Origin of the sequence: Vibrio furnissii CIP 102972, from assembly GCF_000176175.1 — a bacterium.
GTDB classification, from domain to species: domain Bacteria; phylum Pseudomonadota; class Gammaproteobacteria; order Enterobacterales; family Vibrionaceae; genus Vibrio; species Vibrio furnissii.
Genome location: NZ_ACZP01000007.1, coordinates 12,211 through 33,086 on the forward strand (window position 1 = coordinate 12,211; position 20,876 = coordinate 33,086).

At 52.1% G+C, this 20,876-nt stretch carries 18 protein-coding genes; all 18 read right to left on the bottom strand.

Translation table 11 applies throughout. The annotated features are described in order from the left end of the window. Positions 1 to 6: 6 nt before the first annotated feature. Positions 7 to 3,888 (bottom strand): YhdP family protein, encoded by a 3,882-nt coding sequence (locus tag VFA_RS00925; protein ID WP_004724036.1) that lies wholly within the window; start codon positions 3,886 to 3,888, stop codon positions 7 to 9. Between the two features lie 11 nt (positions 3,889 to 3,899). Next, positions 3,900 to 5,369, bottom strand: coding sequence for a ribonuclease G (rng, locus tag VFA_RS00930; RefSeq protein ID WP_004724039.1), 1,470 nt, complete (start codon positions 5,367 to 5,369; stop codon positions 3,900 to 3,902). 23 nt (positions 5,370 to 5,392) lie between these two features. Further along, positions 5,393 to 5,959 (bottom strand): Maf family protein, encoded by a 567-nt coding sequence (locus VFA_RS00935; RefSeq protein ID WP_004724041.1) that lies wholly within the window; start codon positions 5,957 to 5,959, stop codon positions 5,393 to 5,395. Between the two features lie 9 nt (positions 5,960 to 5,968). Continuing rightward, positions 5,969 to 6,457 carry a rod shape-determining protein MreD gene (gene mreD, locus VFA_RS00940; protein ID WP_004724042.1) on the bottom strand — a complete coding sequence of 163 codons (489 nt, stop codon included), beginning with the start codon at positions 6,455 to 6,457 and terminating at the stop codon, positions 5,969 to 5,971. Next, on the bottom strand, positions 6,447 to 7,334 hold the full coding sequence (mreC, locus tag VFA_RS00945; protein ID WP_004724045.1) for a rod shape-determining protein MreC: 888 nt from the start codon (positions 7,332 to 7,334) through the stop codon (positions 6,447 to 6,449). The genes mreD and mreC overlap by 11 nt, the downstream gene beginning before the upstream one ends. Positions 7,335 to 7,389: 55 nt before the next feature. Beyond that, entirely contained in the window at positions 7,390 to 8,433 is a 1,044-nt protein-coding gene (locus VFA_RS00950) for a rod shape-determining protein (RefSeq protein WP_004724046.1), read from the bottom strand. A gap of 149 nt (positions 8,434 to 8,582) precedes the next feature. Beyond that, complete coding sequence (locus VFA_RS00955; RefSeq protein WP_232281676.1) at positions 8,583 to 12,005, bottom strand: DUF6701 domain-containing protein; 3,423 nt, start codon at positions 12,003 to 12,005, stop codon at positions 8,583 to 8,585. Positions 12,006 to 12,066: 61 nt separating this feature from the next. Continuing rightward, on the bottom strand, positions 12,067 to 12,495 hold the full coding sequence (locus VFA_RS00960) for a hypothetical protein (RefSeq protein WP_004724051.1): 429 nt from the start codon (positions 12,493 to 12,495) through the stop codon (positions 12,067 to 12,069). Continuing rightward, complete coding sequence (locus VFA_RS00965; RefSeq protein WP_004724054.1) at positions 12,485 to 13,189, bottom strand: PilW family protein; 705 nt, start codon at positions 13,187 to 13,189, stop codon at positions 12,485 to 12,487. The genes VFA_RS00960 and VFA_RS00965 overlap by 11 nt, the downstream gene beginning before the upstream one ends. Beyond that, positions 13,189 to 13,746: a type IV pilus modification PilV family protein gene (locus tag VFA_RS00970; RefSeq protein ID WP_004724056.1), complete on the bottom strand. Its 558-nt coding sequence runs from the start codon at positions 13,744 to 13,746 to the stop codon at positions 13,189 to 13,191. Before VFA_RS00970 ends, VFA_RS00965 begins: the two co-directional genes overlap by 1 nt. Further along, positions 13,743 to 14,249, bottom strand: a complete 507-nt coding sequence (locus tag VFA_RS00975) for a prepilin-type N-terminal cleavage/methylation domain-containing protein (protein WP_004724057.1) — start codon at positions 14,247 to 14,249, stop codon at positions 13,743 to 13,745. The genes VFA_RS00970 and VFA_RS00975 overlap by 4 nt, the downstream gene beginning before the upstream one ends. A 128-nt stretch (positions 14,250 to 14,377) precedes the next feature. Then, positions 14,378 to 14,848, bottom strand: coding sequence for a type II secretion system protein (locus VFA_RS00980; protein WP_004724060.1), 471 nt, complete (start codon positions 14,846 to 14,848; stop codon positions 14,378 to 14,380). Between the two features lie 34 nt (positions 14,849 to 14,882). Next, positions 14,883 to 15,458 (bottom strand): prepilin-type N-terminal cleavage/methylation domain-containing protein, encoded by a 576-nt coding sequence (locus VFA_RS00985; protein ID WP_004724061.1) that lies wholly within the window; start codon positions 15,456 to 15,458, stop codon positions 14,883 to 14,885. Between the two features lie 84 nt (positions 15,459 to 15,542). Next, positions 15,543 to 15,989, bottom strand: coding sequence for a hypothetical protein (locus VFA_RS00990; RefSeq protein WP_004724064.1), 447 nt, complete (start codon positions 15,987 to 15,989; stop codon positions 15,543 to 15,545). A gap of 2 nt (positions 15,990 to 15,991) precedes the next feature. After that, the gene (locus VFA_RS00995; protein ID WP_004724065.1) at positions 15,992 to 17,215 is read right to left on the bottom strand and encodes a type II secretion system F family protein; all 1,224 of its coding nucleotides are present in this window, start codon (positions 17,213 to 17,215) and stop codon (positions 15,992 to 15,994) included. An 8-nt stretch (positions 17,216 to 17,223) separates the two neighbouring features. Beyond that, the gene (locus tag VFA_RS01000) at positions 17,224 to 18,948 is read right to left on the bottom strand and encodes a GspE/PulE family protein (RefSeq protein WP_004724067.1); all 1,725 of its coding nucleotides are present in this window, start codon (positions 18,946 to 18,948) and stop codon (positions 17,224 to 17,226) included. Further along, positions 18,938 to 20,029, bottom strand: a complete 1,092-nt coding sequence (locus tag VFA_RS01005; RefSeq protein WP_004724068.1) for a tetratricopeptide repeat protein — start codon at positions 20,027 to 20,029, stop codon at positions 18,938 to 18,940. Before VFA_RS01005 ends, VFA_RS01000 begins: the two co-directional genes overlap by 11 nt. Then, on the bottom strand, positions 20,029 to 20,871 hold the full coding sequence (locus VFA_RS01010; protein ID WP_004724071.1) for an ExeA family protein: 843 nt from the start codon (positions 20,869 to 20,871) through the stop codon (positions 20,029 to 20,031). The genes VFA_RS01005 and VFA_RS01010 overlap by 1 nt, the downstream gene beginning before the upstream one ends. Positions 20,872 to 20,876 lie beyond the last annotated feature (5 nt).

The window sequence follows — 20,876 nt, forward strand, 5'->3', positions numbered from 1 at the left end:
TTATCCTTATTCAACCAGCTTTCTGAGTTTTTTCGGTAACTTGAATTCACCTTTGCTACGCGACAGCTCTTTCACCGTCGGCGAATCCAGCGGGCCTTTCACTTCATAATTGACCTGCGTAAAGATCTCGACCACTGGCGAAATCACTGTGGTCACAGCCAGCACATACAGCGCCGTGGCTGGCGTGACGGCAAACGCGGTCAAGACCGGAATGCCCGAGGTAATGTCCGGCACGAAATTCACTTCCGCGTCGACCATGCGCGTATTGAGATCCGCCAATCCTTTGATCGTCATTTCACCGGCCACCGCATCCATTTTGATGTTGTTGGTCAGAAAGACACCTTGAGAAATCTCGCCACTGCCGGTAATCGAGTTAAACGCCATCCCTTTATCAAACACGTCACTAAAGTCGAGCTGCATCTTGCGAATGATCGAATCCAGACTAAACAGCCCCAGCAAACGCGCAGCACCGCTGACGTTGGAGATCACCCCTTTCCCCAACTTGGTTTCTAGGTTGCCCTGCAAGGTGTTGACCTTCATCGACCACGGTGCGCCGTCCCATTGTGTGCGACTCGACATCTCAAAGGGGGCTTTCTGAATCCCGGAACTGATGCCAAAGCGCTCCATCAGATCGCTGTTGTTGTCGCCTTTCATATCCAGATTCATTTCGGTATGACTGGTGGTATCGGTCAACGTCCAACTGCCGTTAATGTGTACTTGATTGGTGCCGCTCGCCACATCGATGCGCTTCCACATCAGTGTGTTTTCATGGCGTTCAAGATCCATATTGAGCTTGCCGATCTTATATCCCTGCAACCAAAAATCGTCGATCACCAAAGTGAGATTCGGCATCATCGCGTGGAACTGACGATCAAAATCCGAGATCAACGGGGTATTTTGTTTCTCAACATCCACCAGCGGCACTTTGGCGTCTTGGTTGTCAAGCTCCGGAAGGTAGACATGCAGACGCTCTAAAGAGACCGACAGATCATACGGTTCAATATAGTTCGCTTGGCCTTTAATTTCCTGACTGTCGAGGTTCAGCAGCCAACCGAGATTTTTCTCGCGCGCGTTAAAGTTCACATCGTGCCATTCCAAACCGGCCAACGTCAGATCCTTCACTTTCAGATCGACCCGCTGTGGCATAGGAATTTCCGGCGTATTGAGTGTCGCCAACGCCGCTTGTTGACTCGCTTTGGTCTGTGGCGTTTCATTGGCCAGAGCCAACCAGTCATCGAGATTGAGCTTATCCGTTCGAATCTGCGCGTGATGGCCCACCACTGGGCTGATCTTAAAGCTGCCTTGCCCCAGCACCACGTTCGTCGCCGTCAAGACCGGCGTCGCTTTGGTGATGTCAATTTCAGCCTGATATTTGGCATTCGGCAGTTGCAAACGCGCGGTAATCGCTTCCTGATTACCTGACGCTTGCAAACGGGCACTGCCCGGCGTATTGAGTGTTTTCGACAACGGATACGGGTAACGACTGGCCACGCGATTCAGGTTTGCTTGCGCATCAATCTGGTAGGTAAAGCCGACGTCATTGAGCTGAATGTCCACGCCCATTTGCCACGGCGCGTGACCTTGCAGGCGGCTTAACCAACGCGCGCCGACGTAAGGCGTGAGCGGTTTGATGTCCCAATCGCCGACCAAATCAATATTGACCGCATACCCTTGCTGGGCGTTTTCGCCTTTAAAATCAAATGAGATCGGTTGTTTGAGCAATTGAGCCGACAACCCGGCAGCCGTCACCACATCGTTATCAAACTGAATGCGTCCCGACACCGAATCGAGCATCATGGGCGGCGCATCAATCTCAACATGGTTGCGTTTGAGATCCGCCCAACCCCAAGCGCGTGGCTCTTTATCGGTGGTAAAAGGAATATTGAGCCGGAATTCGGAATTCACTTCGCCGCTGACTTGAATCGCGGTTAACGCCGCCCCCACGGAATCCACCAGCGGTGTGGCGGTCATGTAGTCGCGCACCGCATTGCCTTGGGCAACCGCAGTCGCTTCAATTTCAATGTGACCATCAGGCGCCAGCTCGGGAATTCGGCCGGTGATGCGCGTCGCTTTCACATCCATCAAAGTCGCGGCATGAGAATCGAGATACATGGCATCATTTTCAAACAGCAAATCTAACTGCATGTCCGTGATCGCCGGCCACGCGGTATCAAAACTGAATTTTCCCTCTTTGAGCCCAACCCACGCTTGAAAAATGCCATTGTGATGTTGATACGGGAAATGATCCAATTCGCCGTACCACACCAGCTTCGCCGTCGTGACTTTCCCGCCCTGAATCGCGGTGGAGAGGTAATCGGTCAGGTCGTGGCCCAATGCCAGTGTCGGCAGATAACGCCACGTTTCACCGGCGTTGTAAGCATCCGCTTCGGCATAGAATGACAAAAATGGACTTTTATCATTCGGGAAATCGAGACGAAACGCGCCCAGCACTTGCAGATCCGGCGTTGCCGCCGTGACTTTGTCCGCCCACAATGACCAACCTGCGTCATCGCTTTGCCACACCAAATCCACTTGCCCTTGGCGAATATTGAGCGGCGCTTGGAACACATCGCCATACGGCAACGTGTCATCAATCAACGAGGCGTTAATGAGCGCTTTCGTCGGTGTACCCGAAATGCGCGCCTGCAAATGATGCACTTCCGGCAACAGTTCCCATTGCGAAATGCCTGCATCCGTCAGCGTGGCTGAGTAGCGCAGCGGTGCTTGATGTGCCCCTTGGGCGATACGTAAATCTTCCACCAAGCCGCTGGGGTTCAATTCGCTCAGCAGTTGATTGGTTTGCTTCGATTCAGGCACCAACTTCATCAGCGGCAGCAGCGCTTGAATGTCGAGTTGCGAAACGTTCAGACGCCATTGCTCCGGCTGCCAGTCGAGCGCCACATCCACTTCCGGCCACGGCGTGTCGTCTGTGCGCAATTTGAGTGAGTGCGCATTCACCTGCCAGCCCTTTTCAGTCGGTGAAAGCTGGACAATGCCGGATTCAAGCAGCAATTCATGACGTTCATCGCTTTGCCACGCCAATTCCGAGGGCTTGAGTTCGACATAGCCATCCACGGGTTGACTGTTTTTCAGCGTCATCCACGCATTAAAGCTGACCACGCCGCGCTCGATGCCCGTTTCGTCGGTCAAATAGCGAGTGAGCCACGGGCGAACGCGTAGTTTGTCGGCACTGAGGTAGAAATTGCCCGAGATATCCTGCAGCGAACCGTGGTCTTCGAAGTTAGCACTCACTTGCAAAGAGTTAATTTCCGTATCGGCGATACTGATTTCACCATCGGCAAAGTGGCGTGCGCCTTGATTCTTCCAGTGCAGTTTTTCGATGTTCAACTGGCGCATGTCGCCGGCCAGCGTTTGATAAAGAATGGTCGAGTCCTGCACCGTAAAGTCATCTAACTGACGCAGGAACAGATCATCAAGGCGACGCAGGATCTTGCCCTGCGTGTTGGCTTGACTGGACTGGCCATCGGTTTGGTTGAGGCGCGTCCAGTCAATGGAGCGAATATCGAGTTTGAGTTGGTGAATGATGAGGTTGGCGATCACCGGTTGGCGCTGGAGCACGCTCTGCACCAGATCGAATTCAACATCAATCCGTCCGGTATCGAACTGGATTTGGCTGCCATCGGGCAAATTGGCTTGAACCCCTTGCAGCGCCAAGGACGGGTGCGTGTTACGCCAAAAGCCACGCACATCGGTGATCACAAACTGAATGTGGCTCTGTTCGCTCACCCAGTCTTGAATCTCGTCCTTGAAGCGGTTCATCTCCGGCAACAGCACGCGCAGCGCCGTGATGGCAATCGCCAACAAAACCAAACAGCTGACCAGCAGCCACAGTACAATCCGCCCAAGGCGAGTTAAGGTTGAGATCACCCGTTGTCCTATTACATCATCACGACGTCAAATTGCTCTTGTACATACAAAGGCTCTGCCTGAATACGCACTTCCTTGCCGATAAAGACTTCCAGCTCTGCCAGCGAATGCGATTCATCACCTTGCAGCGTTTCCGCCACGGCAGGCGATGCGTACACCACAAACTGGTCAGCATCGTAAGCGCGGTTGACGCGTGTAATTTCACGCAGAATTTCAAAGCACACCGTTTCCACCGTTTTGACACTGCCACGCCCTTCACAGGTTGGACAGGTCGAACACAGCACATGTTCAATACTTTCGCGCGTACGTTTACGCGTCATCTCCACCAAACCCAGTTGCGTGAAGCCATTGATGTTGGTTTTGACGCGATCTTTGTTCAACGCGGCATCCAGTGAAGTTAGTACTCGCTTACGATGTTCTTCCGACAGCATATCGATGAAATCGATAATGATGATGCCGCCCAAGTTGCGCAGACGCAGTTGACGCGCGATCGCTTGCGTCGCTTCGATGTTGGTGTTGAAGATGGTTTCTTCCAGATTACGACGACCTACAAAGGCACCCGTGTTGATGTCAATGGTGGTCATGGCTTCCGTTTGATCGATGATCAGGTAGCCACCGGATTTGAGTTCCACTTTACGCTCTAGCGAACGTTGAATCTCATTTTCGGTGTCGTACATGTCAAAAATCGGTTTGTCGCCTTCGTACAGCTCCAGCTTGTCGGTTAACTCCGGTACAAATTCGGAGGTAAATTCCAACAAGTTTTCGTATTCCAGCCGTGAATCGACCAAAATTTTGGTCAAATCGGTACCGACGAAATCACGTAAAATACGTTGCGCGAGCCCCAATTCACCGTACAAGGTTGAACGGTTTTTGTATTTCTCACGGCGCTCCATCACTTTGCCCCACAAGCGCTTTAAGAACGCGGCATCTTGTGACAGTTCTTGCTCTTTCGCCGCTTCAGCCGCCGTGCGAATGATAAAGCCGCCATGCTCATCGCAATAATGCGCCACCACATTTTTCAGACGCTCGCGCTCGGCTTCGCTTTCAATCCGTTGCGACACGCCCACATGACTCGCCCCTGGCATGTACACCAAGTAACGGGAAGGCAGTGTGATGTCGGTGGTCAAACGTGCGCCTTTGGTGCCGAGTGGATCTTTCACCACTTGCACCACGATATCCTGCCCTTGGCGAACCAGCTCAGAAATATCGCGCACTTGGAACTGCTGTTTTTCAGTTTCCGCCACACATTCAGTGTGAGGAACGATGTCGGAGGCATGCAGGAATGCCGCTTTATCAAGCCCGATGTCGACAAAGGCGGCTTGCATTCCCGGTAAGACACGGCTGACTTTACCTTTGTAGATATTGCCAACAATGCCCCGTTTTGCTTCACGTTCGATATGGATTTCTTGAAGGACACCGCCTTCAATCATCGCCACGCGAGTTTCACTCGGCGTGACGTTTAAGAGCAACTCTGCACTCATGAGCGCACCTCAATAGTTTTAAATTATAAGAATTCGTGCAAGAGCTGGTCAGTTTCATAGAGGGGTAGCCCAACCACGGCGTAGTAGCTACCTTCAATTCTTGTTACAAATCGTCCACCCAATCCTTGAATGCCATAACTGCCAGCTTTATCGCAAGGTTCGCCGCTTTGCCAATATTGTTCGATTTCTTGTTGTGACAAGGCCTTGAACCACACCTCCGTGGTCACCACCACAGAGCGAGAATGTTGTTGTGTCGCAACGGTCACAGCCGTCATGACCTGATGACGCTGGCCCGACAAGTGTTGCAGCATGCGCTCGGCATCTGCAAAATCGCGCGGTTTTTCCAGTACCAGCCCGTCTTGAACCACGATGGTATCTGAACCGATCACCACCACATCGGCATTGGCGAGAGCCAACCCTGCCAACGCTTTATCCCGTGATAAACGTTCGACGTACTGCGCTGCGTTTTCGTCACTTTGCTGGGATTCCTCCACATTGGGCACCAGAACCTCAAATGAATACCCCAGTTGCGACAGTAATTCCCGGCGGCGAGGCGAACCCGATGCCAGGATCAGTTTTCGGTTAGTCATGGTCGGCCATCATTTCACGTGCCAGTGGCGCCGTACACGACGCAGCAATAAAAACATCCATGGCCAAAGTATACAGCTAATCAAGCCACTCCAGAGTGATAAAGGATTGAATGTCACATCTTGAATCAAATATTCGCCGAAGAAGATCAGCACTTCGAGTGCCATCGACAACAACGCAATCACGATCGCTTGCTGCCACAACGCCATGTTGCGCAGCACCAAAAAGTTCATCGCCACGATGTAGACCACAATCGCCATCATCATGCCGCGAATGCCGAGCGTCGAACCGAGCAGCAAATCCCACAGCAAACCCATGACCAGCGCCGTCCCGACGTTGACACGATGCGGCAGCGCCAGCACCCAGTAACAGGTCACCAACAGCAACCAAGACGGGCGCAGTAAATCGAGGGAGCCCGGCCAAGGAATGGTTTGCAAGACTAACGCGAAAAAGAAGGAGGCCCAGATGACCAAACGGCCGGCCCAATCATTATTGGCCATTGCTGACATCCCCAGTCATTGGTTGATTTTCCGCACTCATCGCTTTTTGTTGGCGATCTTCATTCGGCCAGATCAGCAGCAGATAACGCAGACGGTCAAAGTCCACCACTGGTGTGGCTTTAATGGCCGCGAATTCGCGACGAGTGTCTTTATCGACTTCGGAAATGTAAGCCACCGGATACCCTTCTGGGTACACGCCGCCAAGGCCCGAAGTCACCAGCATGTCGCCGACTTCAATGTCGGTGCTGGTTGCGATGTGTTCGAGTTGGATTTCATCCGTCTGCCCATTGCCAGAAGCAATCACGCGAATGTCGTTACGAATGTTTTGTACCGGAATGGCGTTGTTAGGGTCAATCAGCAACAGCACGCGGCTGTTATGCGCCGCCACGAACGTGACTTGGCCCACAATGCCTTTTTCGTTGATCACCGGCTGCCCTTCGTACACGCCATCAATGCGACCTTTATCGATCACTACCTGATGACGATAAGGCGATGTATCCACCGCCATCACTTCAGTCACCACTTTCTTTTCATCACGGACGAACGACGAGCCCAACAGCTTTCGCAAACGCTGGTTTTCTTCGCGATATTGATCCAACAAGATCAAATCACTTTTCAGCGTCAGCACATCCCGTTTGAGTGCGCGGTTCGACTCCATCAACTGCTGACGGGAATTGAAGTTTTCGTAGAAACCATCAAACATACTGCGCGGCAGGTCGGCAGCATACTGAATGGGGGCCACTAAGCTATTGAGTAAAAAACGCACATGAGTGAATGCGCCTAAACGACTATCAGCCAGCATGAGGCTGGCTGATAAAATGACCGCGAAAAACAGACGCAGTTGAAGAGATGGTCCACGACCAAATATTGGCTTCATCTTATAACAATCCTAGAGTTGTATTCGGGCGCTCTTGCGAGCGCCTGACAAGCCATTACTCGTCGGTAAAGAGGTCACCACCATGCATGTCGATCATTTCAAGAGCTTTACCGCCGCCACGAGCCACACAGGTCAGTGGATCTTCAGCGATCACCACAGGAATGCCGGTCTCTTCAGTCAACAGACGATCCAGATCTTTCAGCAGTGCGCCACCGCCCGTCAGGACCATGCCGTTTTCTGAAATATCCGAAGCCAGTTCTGGTGGGCACTGTTCCAGCGCAACCATTACCGCGGACACAATGCCCGTCAGTGGCTCTTGCAGCGCTTCAAGAATTTCGTTGGAGTTCAGCGTAAAGCTGCGCGGCACACCTTCAGCAAGGTTGCGACCACGAACTTCGATCTCCTGAACTTCATCGCCAGGGTAAGCTGAACCAATTTCGTGTTTGATCTTTTCTGCAGTGGCTTCACCGATCAAGCTGCCGTAGTTACGACGCACGTAATTGATGATCGCTTCATCAAAACGGTCACCACCGATACGCACAGATGATGAATACACCACGCCGTTCAGGGAAATCACCGCCACTTCTGTGGTACCACCACCGATATCGACCACCATCGAACCGGTCGGTTCAGAAACGCGCAGGCCAGCACCGATCGCCGCGGCCATTGGCTCGTCGATCAAATACACTTCCCGTGCACCCGCACCCAGTGCCGATTCACGAATCGCACGGCGCTCAACTTGTGTGGAACCACAAGGCACACACACCAGTACACGTGGGCTTGGTTTCAGAATGCTGTTGTCATGCACGCTGCGGATAAAATGCTGCAACATTTTTTCAGTCACATAGAAGTCAGCAATCACGCCGTCTTTCATCGGACGAATGGCAGAAATATTGCCCGGCGTACGACCTAACATTTGTTTCGCCGCGTGACCGACGGCGGCAACGGTTTTTCCGCCACGGCCTTTGTCTTGGCGAATAGCGACTACGGAAGGCTCGTCAAGAACAATGCCCTGTCCTTTGACGTAAATAAGAGTGTTGGCTGTACCTAAATCGATAGATAGGTCGTTTGAAAACATGCCACGAAGTTTTTTGAACATATTCTTCGCTCGTCCTGCAAGATATGAAGATGAAAATTGCTCTAAATGTACCAATGCCTTGCGATCACAGCAAGGCATTGACGTATAAACATGGACTGAAACACGCAATTTCTAACAGATTCCTAACCTGAGTTAGAAAAAACTGCGAATCATTGTCCGGTCAGGCGGGTTTCCCCACGGAAAATTACTTTGTCATTACCACGATGAATCCCAAAGGTGACCACGGCCGACGGATCCTCATCCCCTTTGTCACGCCAGTTGTACTGCAACCAAGGTTGAGCGGTATATTGCGCCCCGCAAGTCACCCCGGTTTCGCCCACTTGCGGTGAACGCGTGTCGTCACTGGCATTGCTCGTGTCATCATCGAGACGCAACCAAAAGCGGATCTGTTGGCGATCATTCACTGACTCATCCGAACTCGCTGGCTTCGCAAACAGCTTTGAGCTTTGCCCGGAGGCCACTTTTGTCCAGTTGGACGATGTATCCGCCCCCGACAAAGTAGCATTTGCGCTACTGCTGGCTTGTGACCAAACGGTTTGGCGACAAATGTAGTCATCCGGCGTGGCAAAGTGTGATCCCGAGTCATCGCTGTTGGTCACAAAGCGACCGCCCTGCCAATACTCTACGCGCAAAGGAATGTTAATCGTACTCACGGACGTACCGCCCACATCTTTCAGCGCCATACGGCCGTATCGAATGTCCGGTTGAGTGGCAAAAGCCTTTCCGGTGTCGAGCAGCGTCGATGACGCATTCAAATCTAAATCTGCCGACGCAAAATCGACCCCGTCGACTTTATCGGTCACACGCAAGCCAAACCCGCTTTGATAAGGACCATCGACACTGGTGGTATAAGGCGACGCCGATTGCTGTTGTTTTAAGAACGTAAACGCATTATTGCTGCTGTTCAGGGAGAACAACGCCCCCGACCAAGCACCAACGCCTGATCCATCCCAAAATTGCAGATCGTAATCTTGAATTCGATCGCCCAGCTCTTCTCCCTGGCTGTCAACAGCCAGCAATTTGATATCGGCAATCAAGGCTTCAGAAAAAGCACTGTAGTTGGTCGTGGCTTCATTTTGTAAATTCTGCGCTTCGACGATGAACTGGTAAGGAATGGTTTGATTCATGTACACAAAACCCGTGTGACCATCCGCATAGTCCCAATCATTGCTGATCAATGTGAGATGATCAGGTGAGAAACGGCCGATCTCGCGGTAGCCCTGATTCACCTTCATGTCCAAATAGGTACCGCTGATGTCCGCGTTCACGCGCAGTACACCCACTTCGCTCCAGCTCAACCCCGAAAACGGCAAGTACTCACTATTGCCCCCCGTGGTGTTGAGTTGTTCAAGCGTGCCATTGAACGTGCCATCATTGCCATTAGCCGGTTGCGCCACCTGATGACTGAGCACAACTAACGCCGCTAATTGACTCTCATCCGAAAAGAAGTTTTGCGCGACCGCGGAGCTGCAGTAGGCCGACGTTTCAATCGCGCTACCACCCGCTTGCGGCGAGCTGTCGTCACCGGAAGTGCTGACCCAACGCAGCGGGCGAATATTGAGCGCAAAGGTATTCCCGGCAGCGGTAAATTTTTCGCTCGCAGCATCGGTAATATTGCCATCCATCGCATTGTTATCGGGTGAACAGATCGCAAACGTCCATGGGCGGGAATAGATAGTAAAACTGCCTTTCAGCACGCCAGAACCTTCCACTGGGCAGTCGGTCAATCCAGAGCAATCAAAACTGCTGTCGGTCATGGTGACGGTTTGAATGCCAGAGTCTTCCATCGTCAGCTCACTACTGGCAACTCCCTGAGTAAAGCTTGGCGCAAACGTCAGGCTTCCCACTCCCGAGGTGGGTGCCACCCAATCCGATTGGATCGTCGGGGTGCCCGCGTAGTTGATATCCACCACGCCACCGTTATCATTGCACGCCAACGCTTTCAGCTCGATTGTTTGCGGTTTATTGGCAATCACATATTGATCTTCCGCCGCAAGCTTGTAGGGCACAAAGTGATACGTGCCGGACACCGAATCGCTGTCGCCTTGTGGGTTCAGAGTACCGGTAATCGTGACGGTTTGACTCGCGCTGGCACTTAAATCGAACCACAATTCCCCATTCGCATTGGCCGTGTAGCTCCCATTGCTGCCCGACCCTTTTCCTTGAACCAAGGCAAGGCGAGCAGAAGCAGGGCTTACTGAAATCGTTCCGGTAAAATCGCCCGTTGCTTGGTTATTGTTATCCACCACCTGAAACTCGAGCCGTTGATCTTCGCAAATGAGCGCGTAGGCTTCCGTGGGTTGGAGCACCAATTGATAGTCACTATCTGGCGGAGAGGTATCACACGAATTAATACCAGTCGCATTGATCCAACTTTCATCTGAAGCCCGAAAATACAAAAATGGCGTACTAATTGCCCCCGTGTAATGGAAGCGCGCAACGTTATTCGCATCGATTCCTGATGCTGAAACTTCAGGTGAAATATACCAGTTTGCAGTGACGGTAAAGTCGTTGGCATTATTGAGAATAAGACTCGAACTTTCACCATGACCAATGATGTTCAGATCGTCCGCACTGCCCTGAGCATTGATTTGAATCGAGTTTCCCGAGACAGATATCGTATTGTAATGAAGTATGACTTTGCCATTCACTTTCAGTTGAGCATTGTTTTTGTTCAGATTTAACGCCTCAACCCAATATTCACCGGCACTCAGCATCAGCGTACTACCATTCATTCCGAAAGTGATCGATTTGTACTCATCTGCATTTAACACCATTGGTGAATTGGCATTGTTGTCTGGAACAGTAATGGCCTGCCCATTCGTGGTAAATGTTTTTGGAAGAGGGGGATTACCTCCAAAAACAATCGCCTCAGAATCAATCGTACACATCGTTGGCGTTGTACTGCTATCCGGTGCCGAACCGCCGTAAACACAGCCGTTTCCCTCTCCCGGGTTGTTATTTGGATTATTGGAGTCAAATTGCAACGTCGCAAAAGGAATGACATAGCCATTGTCGAGATAAATCCGATTTCCTTTCCCAGAGCCCCCAGAAATACTCAACGTGCTTGCCCAAGGTTTTTGCGCGCTATACCGGTTCCCTTGCAGTGGACCGGGAAAGTATTCACATTTATCGAAAGTGGGTGTAATCGGAGGTGGCGTTGCGGTATTTCCGCAAGCCACTTCATTGACGCCAACATGGGTGACTTTGACATGGACTGATTTTAGATCTCGTAAATCAGCCTCTTGATCTGCCGTGATCAATTTCCACTGCCCATCAATCAGCAAGTAGTAACTCAACAGCCCAGTCTTGTTTGTATCGTTACTCGCTTCATATTTAAGCCATACTTCATAGCTGCCGTTTTCCTGAGTGATGCCATCGCGAATTACAGGAGAGGACACGGTACTGTCATTGCTCCACAAAGGTACCGTGGCTTTGGTGTCGCTGCCGACCCCCTTTAGCGCATTGACGGTTTCTTTGAGATTGGCACGATCGATTGAAAAATTAATCCCGAAATCGCTTGTCGAGGTTAAGTTATCGCACGTCGCAGCATCGTATGCAGCATAGCTCATCGAAGACCACAACAAAGCCCCGAGAAGCACGAATAAAACACGGCAACATTGGCTCATCACGTTACTCCTTGACCAACACTTCTTGAACACGTTCGACTTGGTAGCGCCCAGAGCCGCACACCACGCGACTTTCCACTTTAAACACATCCTCATCATTTAACGTGCCGAGCGAATCGCAGGTGATCGACTCAGAACACCCCGCATATTGCGCAATCAAACGCGTTGCTGCATTTTGCACAGCATTCCAATGACTTTCACAGGTCGTACTCACAGCAGACGACGCCCCCACCGGATAGAGCTGCGTGAGTGCCAACTCATTTAAGGAATGTGCAGCAAACCACGCTTTGGTGCCCAGAAGGTCACGAGACAACGCATCTTGATTCGACCATTCCATCCGCCCCAACGCGGCAGCAAGAAAGCCCATCACCACGATGACAAAAATCACCACGATGTACAGATTACCCGCTTGTTTTTTGATTTTAGGGAACATTCAGCACCTGCACATCTTGTTCAAACTCACTCACCTCTCCGTTTTGCGCGAACGCCAGAGATAAATGCACCACCCCACCTCGTTGTAGCGTCGGTTCGTCATAAGTAAACGCCCCCGACGACACACTGTCCGCAACCTGGATCAAATTCCGCGTGATGGTGCTCGCGCCATAATTGAGGCAATACTCCACCCGATGTTGATAGATGTAAAAACGCTGCGCCACCGATTGACTCGCCAATGGCGTGCTTAACGTGATGGTTTTGTCACTGCCACTCATGGCAATCGCCGCACTAGACGTCAATTCGTCCTGATTGCTGGGGTTGATGATCATCGTCAGCCCATCAAAATTCAGTGCGTCGGTACTGCCAGACAGGTTACCCACAATAAACGACAACTGCTTGTCATCGGCGGTATTTAGCGCATAGAAGCCTGAATAAACAATAGGATAAAACGACACACATTGTTGTGAGCTGGTATCGACAGAAATCGCAATGCTGTTGGGTACCGCGTGGCGCAGTTCACGCGTCATCTTCTCCAACACAAATGTCGCCTGGGTTTGAATGCGCTGACGAGCCACGGTATCGGCGTAACCACGGCTGCCCAACTCGACAAACCCAGCGATGCCAAGCACTAAAATGGAACCGACAATGATGGTGAGGATCATTTCAATCAGGGTAAAGCCACGGGTACGCATCAGTAATTCCCCCGATAGGCAACGAAGGAATAGCGGCCGTAACGACCGGTATCCACCACCAGCTCAACTCGTTTCATGTCGGTGATCGAGGTCACCGGTTGAAAATCGCTATTCACATAGGTGACGTCAACGAACACGGTGAAATGGCGGTAATTCGGTGCGATGTTTTCGCCCAAAATATTGGTTAATGACTGCGTACGGGTGACTGAACCACAATCAGCAGCACGGTCGCCGTACCAGCAGCCAATATAGTCATCGACATCGTTAAACTGGGCGGGAGAGCTTTCTCCCTCAGGCCCAAGCACCGATGAACACGTTGTTGACGCTTCACCACACCGAATGGCGCCGCCATCAAAATCACTGTTGTCATCAAACCCACGTGCCAAAATCTGGCTCATCAAGCTTTGGCCCAAATGGGCAGCGCGCGTTTGGTAGTGGGGCGTCGCAGAGCGTTCCACTTGGGGATACAAGAAGCTAATCAGCACCACCATCGCCAGCCCAAGGATCACCATGGCGATAATGCTTTCGACTAAGGTAAAGCCGGTAATTCGCTTCATAAGCAGGCGCCTCTTGCGACGTAACCTTGCGCGTTGATGCACACCGAAGCGGTGCTATCGGGCGCCGAAATGGTCACCGTCACTCCGGCGGCGGCATTACCTTGGGGGTTGCCCAGTAAGTTAAACTGCACGCGCTGATTGGTGAGTGTCACGGAAGAAGAGAAGGATAGATTGTTGCCGCGCAGCACATCGCTGCGGCTGTCGTCATTCGCAGCACTGCATGCCGACACGGAGCCGAGACAACTTGCCGTGATGGCGAGGGTGAAATAGTTGTCGGCATCGGCAACCGCCGACAATGCGGTGTCCGACAAATTCGATTGCATGCGGCTCACTTGAATCTGGCGAATGATCGAGATGGCCTGCTCTTGAGCAGCGAATGCGGAAAAACTGGACACACCGATAAAGCGGCTGGCGGCGTAAGCCGACAAAATGGCGACCAGCACAATCACGACAATCAGCTCGACTAAGGTGAAACCGCCTGCTTTTCGTGTGTATGCTCGCATCGCTATCTCGGCTCGAAAGAAGGAAAAGGAGTGTAACCAACTCGCCCACCAAGCAACAGGCCATGGGCGAACTTCAGTCTAATCTGACAGAGCATAAAGGCCAGCAACGCTGGCCTTTATTTTGTCAATTAACAACCACCTGAATATACGGCAGTAGTCGCCTCTGCAGTACTTGTCGCTTGCGTGTAAGTCACATTACATCCTGTAGTCTCTGAAACATCCCATTTAGTTGTACCTTTAAATGAGTATTGAGCAGTGCCCGCAGTCGCAGAATCATTGCTATCCCAATCCGCATCCAAGCCTTTCACAGCAGCAGTAATGCCTGCAGATGTTGCGGCAGGATAGCCATAGATAGTGGCGATCGTTACATCACCAGCTGTAATTGAACCACTATCGCTTGCATCCACACCTGCAACCGCAGCTTTACCGTACACAATCCCCGCTGCACCATCGATCGCGCCTTTCAGGCCTTGCAGTGAAGCTTTGCGCGCATCATCTTGCAGGTTAAGGAAACGTGGGGCCGCAGTCACTGCGAGAATACCCAGAATTACGATAACCACTACCAATTCGATAAGGGTAAAACCGCCTTGTTTTTTCATTATGACTCTCTCTCTTAGCTCAACATATAATGAATTATTGCAATGTGACCGTGACACGGCCCGTCTTTACTTCATACACAAACTGGTGAGCGCTTTTCCCTTCCTGCTGCACATACGTGCACGTCCAGTTGCCCCCATCCGCCTGAGCAGAATACTTGATATTGGAATTGCTGCTGGCATTGCTCACCGTATCAACCGCCGGTGGGTTTTGCAGCAGATTTTCCATTAAATCGATGCAGTTTTGATCACTCAAACTGCTCGGAAAACTTGCGTTGTCGCGATTGAGCGCAACCGGATACCCATCGCGAAAATCCGTATCCGCTCCGCTGCTATCCTGAGAACGCGTCAGCCAAAAATCAACGCCGTCATAATTCACGGTGTTGTAGCGCTCGGCGCCGACTACCACGGAAGGACGCGCTTTCGCCTCCCATTGCGCTCGCGCAGATAGTATACCAGTTGCATAACCACCTGCGACACCTTCAATACTGGCTTTTTTAGCTTCGTCGGTCACATCCAGAAAACGCGGTAATGCCGCCACCGCCAACAGGCCGACGACCACAATCACGATCACCAATTCCACGAGGGAAAAGCCCGACTGTTTTTTGTACATCTCACATCCTACCACATTCATTAACGCTGCCTATTATAAGCGGAACATTGCGAACAAACATCTGCTGAACGTCAAATAATTGGATTACGTCGAAGGGATGACGGACGATGTAAACCTATTGTTTTGTAAAATAATTTTGATTGACCGATGTGCGTAAAAATCGAAATAACACATGTAACCATCGCTTAGATTTTCACCATGAATCATCGGCGCAATATTGAGAATTTTTTCATCCGGGTAAAGCCATTGCAACAAGCGACCACAATCAATATTGTCATCTTGTCGAGGGAACACCCATCCCGTCGGCGAAAACGTCAATCGTTGTCCATCAAACGCCATTTCATCAGGGCTTCCCCGCAGCAACCATTCTTGCTTGTAGACATTTGCGCGCTCAATGATACGTTGATTGGCCACCGTCATCGCGGTTGCATCCAGCTCCCGATTAATCGGCTGCCACGCCATCAGCAAGACGGCAATCAGGCTCAACACCACCAGTGCCCAGAGGATCAAACGCGAACGTTCAGCCCCCATGATCACTGCCCTTTGATCGCATCGAGCATGCCCCACATCGGCAGGAAAATCCCCAACGCCAACACCAGCACCATGCCTGCCACGATCACCAACAAAATCGGTTCAATACGCGCGGTCAGGGTTTTCAGATCGTAATCCACTTCGCGATCATAGAAATCCGACACTTCCAGCAGCAGTTCATCAATTCGACCGGTCTCTTCGCCCACCGCGATCATTTGAATCACCAGCGGTGTAAAAATACCGGTGTTGATCGCTGTTGCAGAGATACTACTGCCCGCTTCAATCGCCGCTTTCATCTCCAGTAAGCGCGCTTCCAAAAATTTGTTGTCCAGCGCTTCCGCCGCTAACGCCAGCGATTGGTTCAGTGGCACACCCGCACGCAACATCAAAGAAAACGTGCGAGAAAAACGTGACAACTGAGCGCGATTCACCAAGTTGCCGACAATCGGCATCCGCAGACGAATTTTGTCCCACTTTTCTCGCCCTGACGAAGTATTGAGCCAGGCACGAAAAGCAAAAAACAGTGCCACCATCGCACCCAACATCACCATCCAGTAATTGACGAAGAAATTCGACATGCCAATCAAGATGCGCGTCGGCAGTGGCAGTTCTACACCAAAGCGGTTAAACATGCTGGCAAATTGTGGGATCACTTTGACGTTCAAAATAAACATCGCAATCACAATAAAACTCACCACGAATGTCGGATAACGCATTGCGGTTTTGATCCGTTTGCGGGTTTCCAGCTCTTGTTCGTAGTAGTTTGCCAGTTGCAGTAACGCTTCATCCAAACGACCGGTATTTTCACCCACGTTGATCATCGACACGAACAGCGGGCTGAACACCCCGGCATGCATCTGCATCGATGCTGACAATCCTCGGCCATTCGTCAGTTCGCTACACACCTCTTCCAACGCGTGTTGCAGTTGCTTGTTGGCGCAGTTTTGGGTTAACCCTTTCATCGAACGCAGCAATGGCACGCCCGCTTTGGTCAAGCTGTACAGCTGACGACAAAAAATCACCAACACTTCCAAGGGCACCGCTGGCACCAGCAAGGCACGCCAATCAACACTAGCCTTGCCCTGCCCTTTGCCGTGCGAAATCGAGGTGGGTATCACGCCTTTATGGAGCAAATTTTCCGCCGCGATGTCTTCTGACGGCGCCTCAATGGAGCCGTTGGCTTTGCTGCCGTCTAAATTCCGTCCGGAGTAGTGATACGTTGGCATGCGTTGTCCTACAGATAAATGGCTTGTGCGACACCCGAAGCGTCACCTTCGCCCAGCGCCATCACTTCATCAAGGCTTACCACCCCTTGCAGCGCCAGTTCCATCGCGGATGCTAACAACGGCTTGTAGTCCTCAGATGCACGCGCCGCTTGCGCAAAACCAACGGCATCGTTGGCGCGCAGCGCGTCCATCATGTTCTGCTCCAATTCCAGCATTTCAAACACACCAATACGGCCGCGATACCCCGTCAGGTTACAGTTCTGACACCCACGACCTTTGGAAAAACTTGCCTGTACCTGATTCGGGAAACGCACCGACAACCATTGCTGACGCGCATCATCCAGCGTGTCTTCGGTTTTGCAATCTGGGCACACTTTGCGCACCAAACGCTGCGCCACCACTGCGCGAACCGCACTGGCAACCAGATACCCCGGCGCGCCCATGTCGATTAAACGCAGCGCACTGTCGACCGCGTCGTTGGTGTGCAAGGTCGAGAGCACTAAGTGACCCGTCAATGCCGCTCGCAGACCAATTTCCACCGTTTCCTGATCGCGCATCTCGCCGACCAAAATGATGTCTGGGTCTTGGCGCAAAAAGGTGCGCAGCAGCGTCGAGAAATCAAGGCCGATTTTTGAGTTCACTTGCACTTGGTTCACTCGCTCGATGCGGTATTCCACCGGATCTTCTGCGGTAATGATCTTTTTCCCCGGCGTGTTAAGCTCAGACAACGCGCCATACAGCGATGTGGTTTTCCCCGAGCCGGTTGGCCCGGTGACGAGGATCATGCCATGCGGGCGCTTCAACTGGCGGCGAAAACGTACCAACAGATCCGTGGGCATGCCCGCTTCTTCCAACTTACGCACGCCCGACGTTTGGTTGAGCAAACGCATCACCACCGATTCACCGTGCTGCACTGGCATAGTCGACATCCGAATGTCCACCGATTGCCCTTTAGCACGAATGTTAAAACGCCCATCCTGAGGCAGACGTTTTTCGGAAATATCCAAATTCGCCATCAATTTAAGACGCAGCACCAATGCGGGCGCGATGTTGACTTCGTTCAACAAAGTTTCGTGCAACACCCCATCAATCCGCTGACGCAAACGCAGCATGTTGGCATCGGGCTCGATATGAATGTCGGATGCGCCCACCTGAATCGCGTCTTCAAACAACGAGTTGATCAACTTAACAACGGTGACTTCTTCGCTGTCGGCATCACCGATGGAGAAGTCAAACGCATCATTGACCTGATGCTCGGCATGCAGTTGCTCGGCAAACGTCGCGATGTCTTTCGTGCGGCGATAATAGCGGTCAAATCCTTCCACCAGCTGTTTTTCTGGTGCAATGACAAATTCAAAGTTGTTGTTCGGCAGTTGGTTGAGCAATGATTCTTGGGCAAATAAATCCGCCGGATCACTCATCGCCACACGCAGTGTGTCGCCATGGCGGCCAATCACCAATGCTCGCAGTCGACGGGCATGCACTTCCGGCAGCAACGGCACCGCGTCGATATCGACATGAGCGCGGCTCAAATCAATCAGCGGCAACGACAATTGCTGAGACAAGAAACTCAGCATTTGCTGCTCGGTCAAAAAGCCAAGTTCGATCAGCGTGCTGCCCAGTTTACTGCCGCTTTGGCGTTGAGCCACCAGCGCTTGGTCCACCTGCTGCTCAGTTACAATACCTTCTTCAACCAGCAAGTCACCCAGGCGTTTACGAAGCTTAATTTGCACTTTGGGTCTCCTCTAGGCTGGCTAGCACCGCCAGACGGTCGCGAATAAAGGTTTGCGATTGCGTGGACAATCCCACCTTCAACAACGCTTGTTGATACGATTGTTTGGCCTGTGGCAGTTCAAACGCGCGTTCCTGCTGAATTGCCAGCCCCAACCACCAACGCCCGTTGTTGGCGTCTTGCTGCGTCAGTTGTTGATAGCTTTCCAGCGCAAGGTCGTTGTGTTGGCTCTTTTGTGCCAGCGCCGCGCGCAGTGACAAATAGTCCACCGATGCCGAATTCGGCAAATAGGCCAGTGGCGATAACGCGGCTTCGATTTGTTTCTCTTTCATCAACAACTTCGCGAGCGCAATACGCAATGTTTCGCCATCATGGTTTAGCTCAATGCCGACCTGTAGTAGATCAAACGCGCGGCGAACATCGCCTTTGCCGTAATAGAGCGCCGCCAGTTTTTGGCGCACGCGTTCATTTTCTGGGGTGTAACGCAGCGCCTCGCTGTAAGCGCTCACTGCAGATTGAAAATCGTTGCTGTCTAACGCTTTGCTCGCGCGCACCACCGCCTTTTCCGCCAGTTGTTGTGGTGTCAGTTCCACTTGCTCAATCGAAATTTGTGCAGGCTCCGCTGAGGTGAGCGCCGCATGTTCTACAGGCTGCGCACTCGCCGTACTGGCAAGAAGCTGCGGTTCCGACGGATGCTCAGCCGCGGTTTGCGACGCGGCAGCGACATTCACGGATGACGGTTCCTGCGGCGCCACCCGTTGATCTGGCACATTATGTTGAGGTTGCTGATCATTGTTCCGTTGCTGATAAATAGCGACCGGAGAAACGGCTGTTTTTTGCGTAGGTGATGCGATGCTAGTTTGCACCGGCACAGGCACGCTCACGGAGGTGGTGATGTCGTTGACCGGGGCTTGTTGCGACACCGCCCAACCGCCCACCGCCAAACTCAACCCAAAGCCGCCCACGGCCCACAACCACGCCGGGCGCTGACGCACTGATGGGACATTCGCGGCTTGGATTTGATCCAACGTCGCATGGTGTTGTGTTGCGAGCTGCGATAACGCTTTGTTGATCTCACTCATCAGTGACTCCATCCCCACAGCATCGGGGTTTTAAATTTCGGTTTGCACGTATCAAACGTATCGTGCACCGCAGTAAACAATTGTTGATTCTGAACTCGGGGTTGCTGCGCGTAGTACGCCAGCAGCAGCGACTTATGACACACTTGGTTCAGCAACCGCGGCACCCCGCGACAAGCGCGCCACAGGGCCTTTTTCTGATGAAGACTAAACAAACTCGGTTGCGCGCCCGATTTTTCAAGGCGGTTGTCGATGTAAGCGACTGTTTCATTCAGCGTTAAAGGGCGCAGGTGCGCGCTAAACGTGATGCGCTGACGAAACTGGCGCAAATGATGTTGTTCAAGTCGCGCATCGAGCTCAGGCTGACCAATCAGGACGATTTGTAGCAACTTGGCTTGTTCAGTTTCCAAGTTGCCAAACAAGCGCAGTACTTCCAACGCGTCATCGGACAAGGCTTGCGCTTCATCAACCATGGCAATCACCCGTTTGCCCGCAAAATGCAACCGCATCAGCTCCGTCTGAATGCCCTCAACCCAATCGCCCTCATCCGCGATGTCGAGCTTCAACTCGGTCGCGACCGCTCGACGCAATTCTGCACCGTTGAGCGCCGGATTGGGCAAATAGAGCAACACAATGTCCTGTGCTAAATGCGTCAGCAACATGCGACACACCATGGTTTTGCCCGTCCCGACTTCACCGGTAATTTTGATCACACCTTCGCCCATGGACAGCGCCGCCCCCACCGTTTGAATCGCTTCAAAATGCGGCGTAAGCCCAAGGAACAGGCGCGTGTCCGGCGTGAGGTGAAACGGCATCTGAGTCAGGCCAAAGTGTTCCAAGTACATCCGCG

Bases quoted from the DNA above. Each gene is read 5' to 3' on its own strand.
- rng (WP_004724039.1), bottom strand. From the start codon at position 5,369: ATGAGTGCAGAGTTGCTCTTAAACGTCACGCCGAGTGAAACTCGCGTG.
- VFA_RS00935 (WP_004724041.1), bottom strand. From the start codon at position 5,959: ATGACTAACCGAAAACTGATCCTGGCATCGGGTTCGCCTCGCCGCCGG.
- mreD (WP_004724042.1), bottom strand. From the start codon at position 6,457: ATGGCCAATAATGATTGGGCCGGCCGTTTGGTCATCTGGGCCTCCTTC.
- mreC (WP_004724045.1), bottom strand. From the start codon at position 7,334: ATGAAGCCAATATTTGGTCGTGGACCATCTCTTCAACTGCGTCTGTTT.
- VFA_RS00950 (WP_004724046.1), bottom strand. From the start codon at position 8,433: ATGTTCAAAAAACTTCGTGGCATGTTTTCAAACGACCTATCTATCGAT.
- VFA_RS00955 (WP_232281676.1), bottom strand. From the start codon at position 12,005: ATGAGCTATGCTGCATACGATGCTGCGACGTGCGATAACTTAACCTCG.
- VFA_RS00960 (WP_004724051.1), bottom strand. From the start codon at position 12,495: ATGTTCCCTAAAATCAAAAAACAAGCGGGTAATCTGTACATCGTGGTG.
- VFA_RS00965 (WP_004724054.1), bottom strand. From the start codon at position 13,189: ATGCGTACCCGTGGCTTTACCCTGATTGAAATGATCCTCACCATCATT.
- VFA_RS00970 (WP_004724056.1), bottom strand. From the start codon at position 13,746: ATGAAGCGAATTACCGGCTTTACCTTAGTCGAAAGCATTATCGCCATG.
- VFA_RS00975 (WP_004724057.1), bottom strand. From the start codon at position 14,249: ATGCGAGCATACACACGAAAAGCAGGCGGTTTCACCTTAGTCGAGCTG.
- VFA_RS00980 (WP_004724060.1), bottom strand. From the start codon at position 14,848: ATGAAAAAACAAGGCGGTTTTACCCTTATCGAATTGGTAGTGGTTATC.
- VFA_RS00985 (WP_004724061.1), bottom strand. From the start codon at position 15,458: ATGTACAAAAAACAGTCGGGCTTTTCCCTCGTGGAATTGGTGATCGTG.
- VFA_RS00990 (WP_004724064.1), bottom strand. From the start codon at position 15,989: ATGGGGGCTGAACGTTCGCGTTTGATCCTCTGGGCACTGGTGGTGTTG.
- VFA_RS00995 (WP_004724065.1), bottom strand. From the start codon at position 17,215: ATGCCAACGTATCACTACTCCGGACGGAATTTAGACGGCAGCAAAGCC.
- VFA_RS01005 (WP_004724068.1), bottom strand. From the start codon at position 20,029: ATGAGTGAGATCAACAAAGCGTTATCGCAGCTCGCAACACAACACCAT.
- VFA_RS01010 (WP_004724071.1), bottom strand. From the start codon at position 20,871: ATGTACTTGGAACACTTTGGCCTGACTCAGATGCCGTTTCACCTCACG.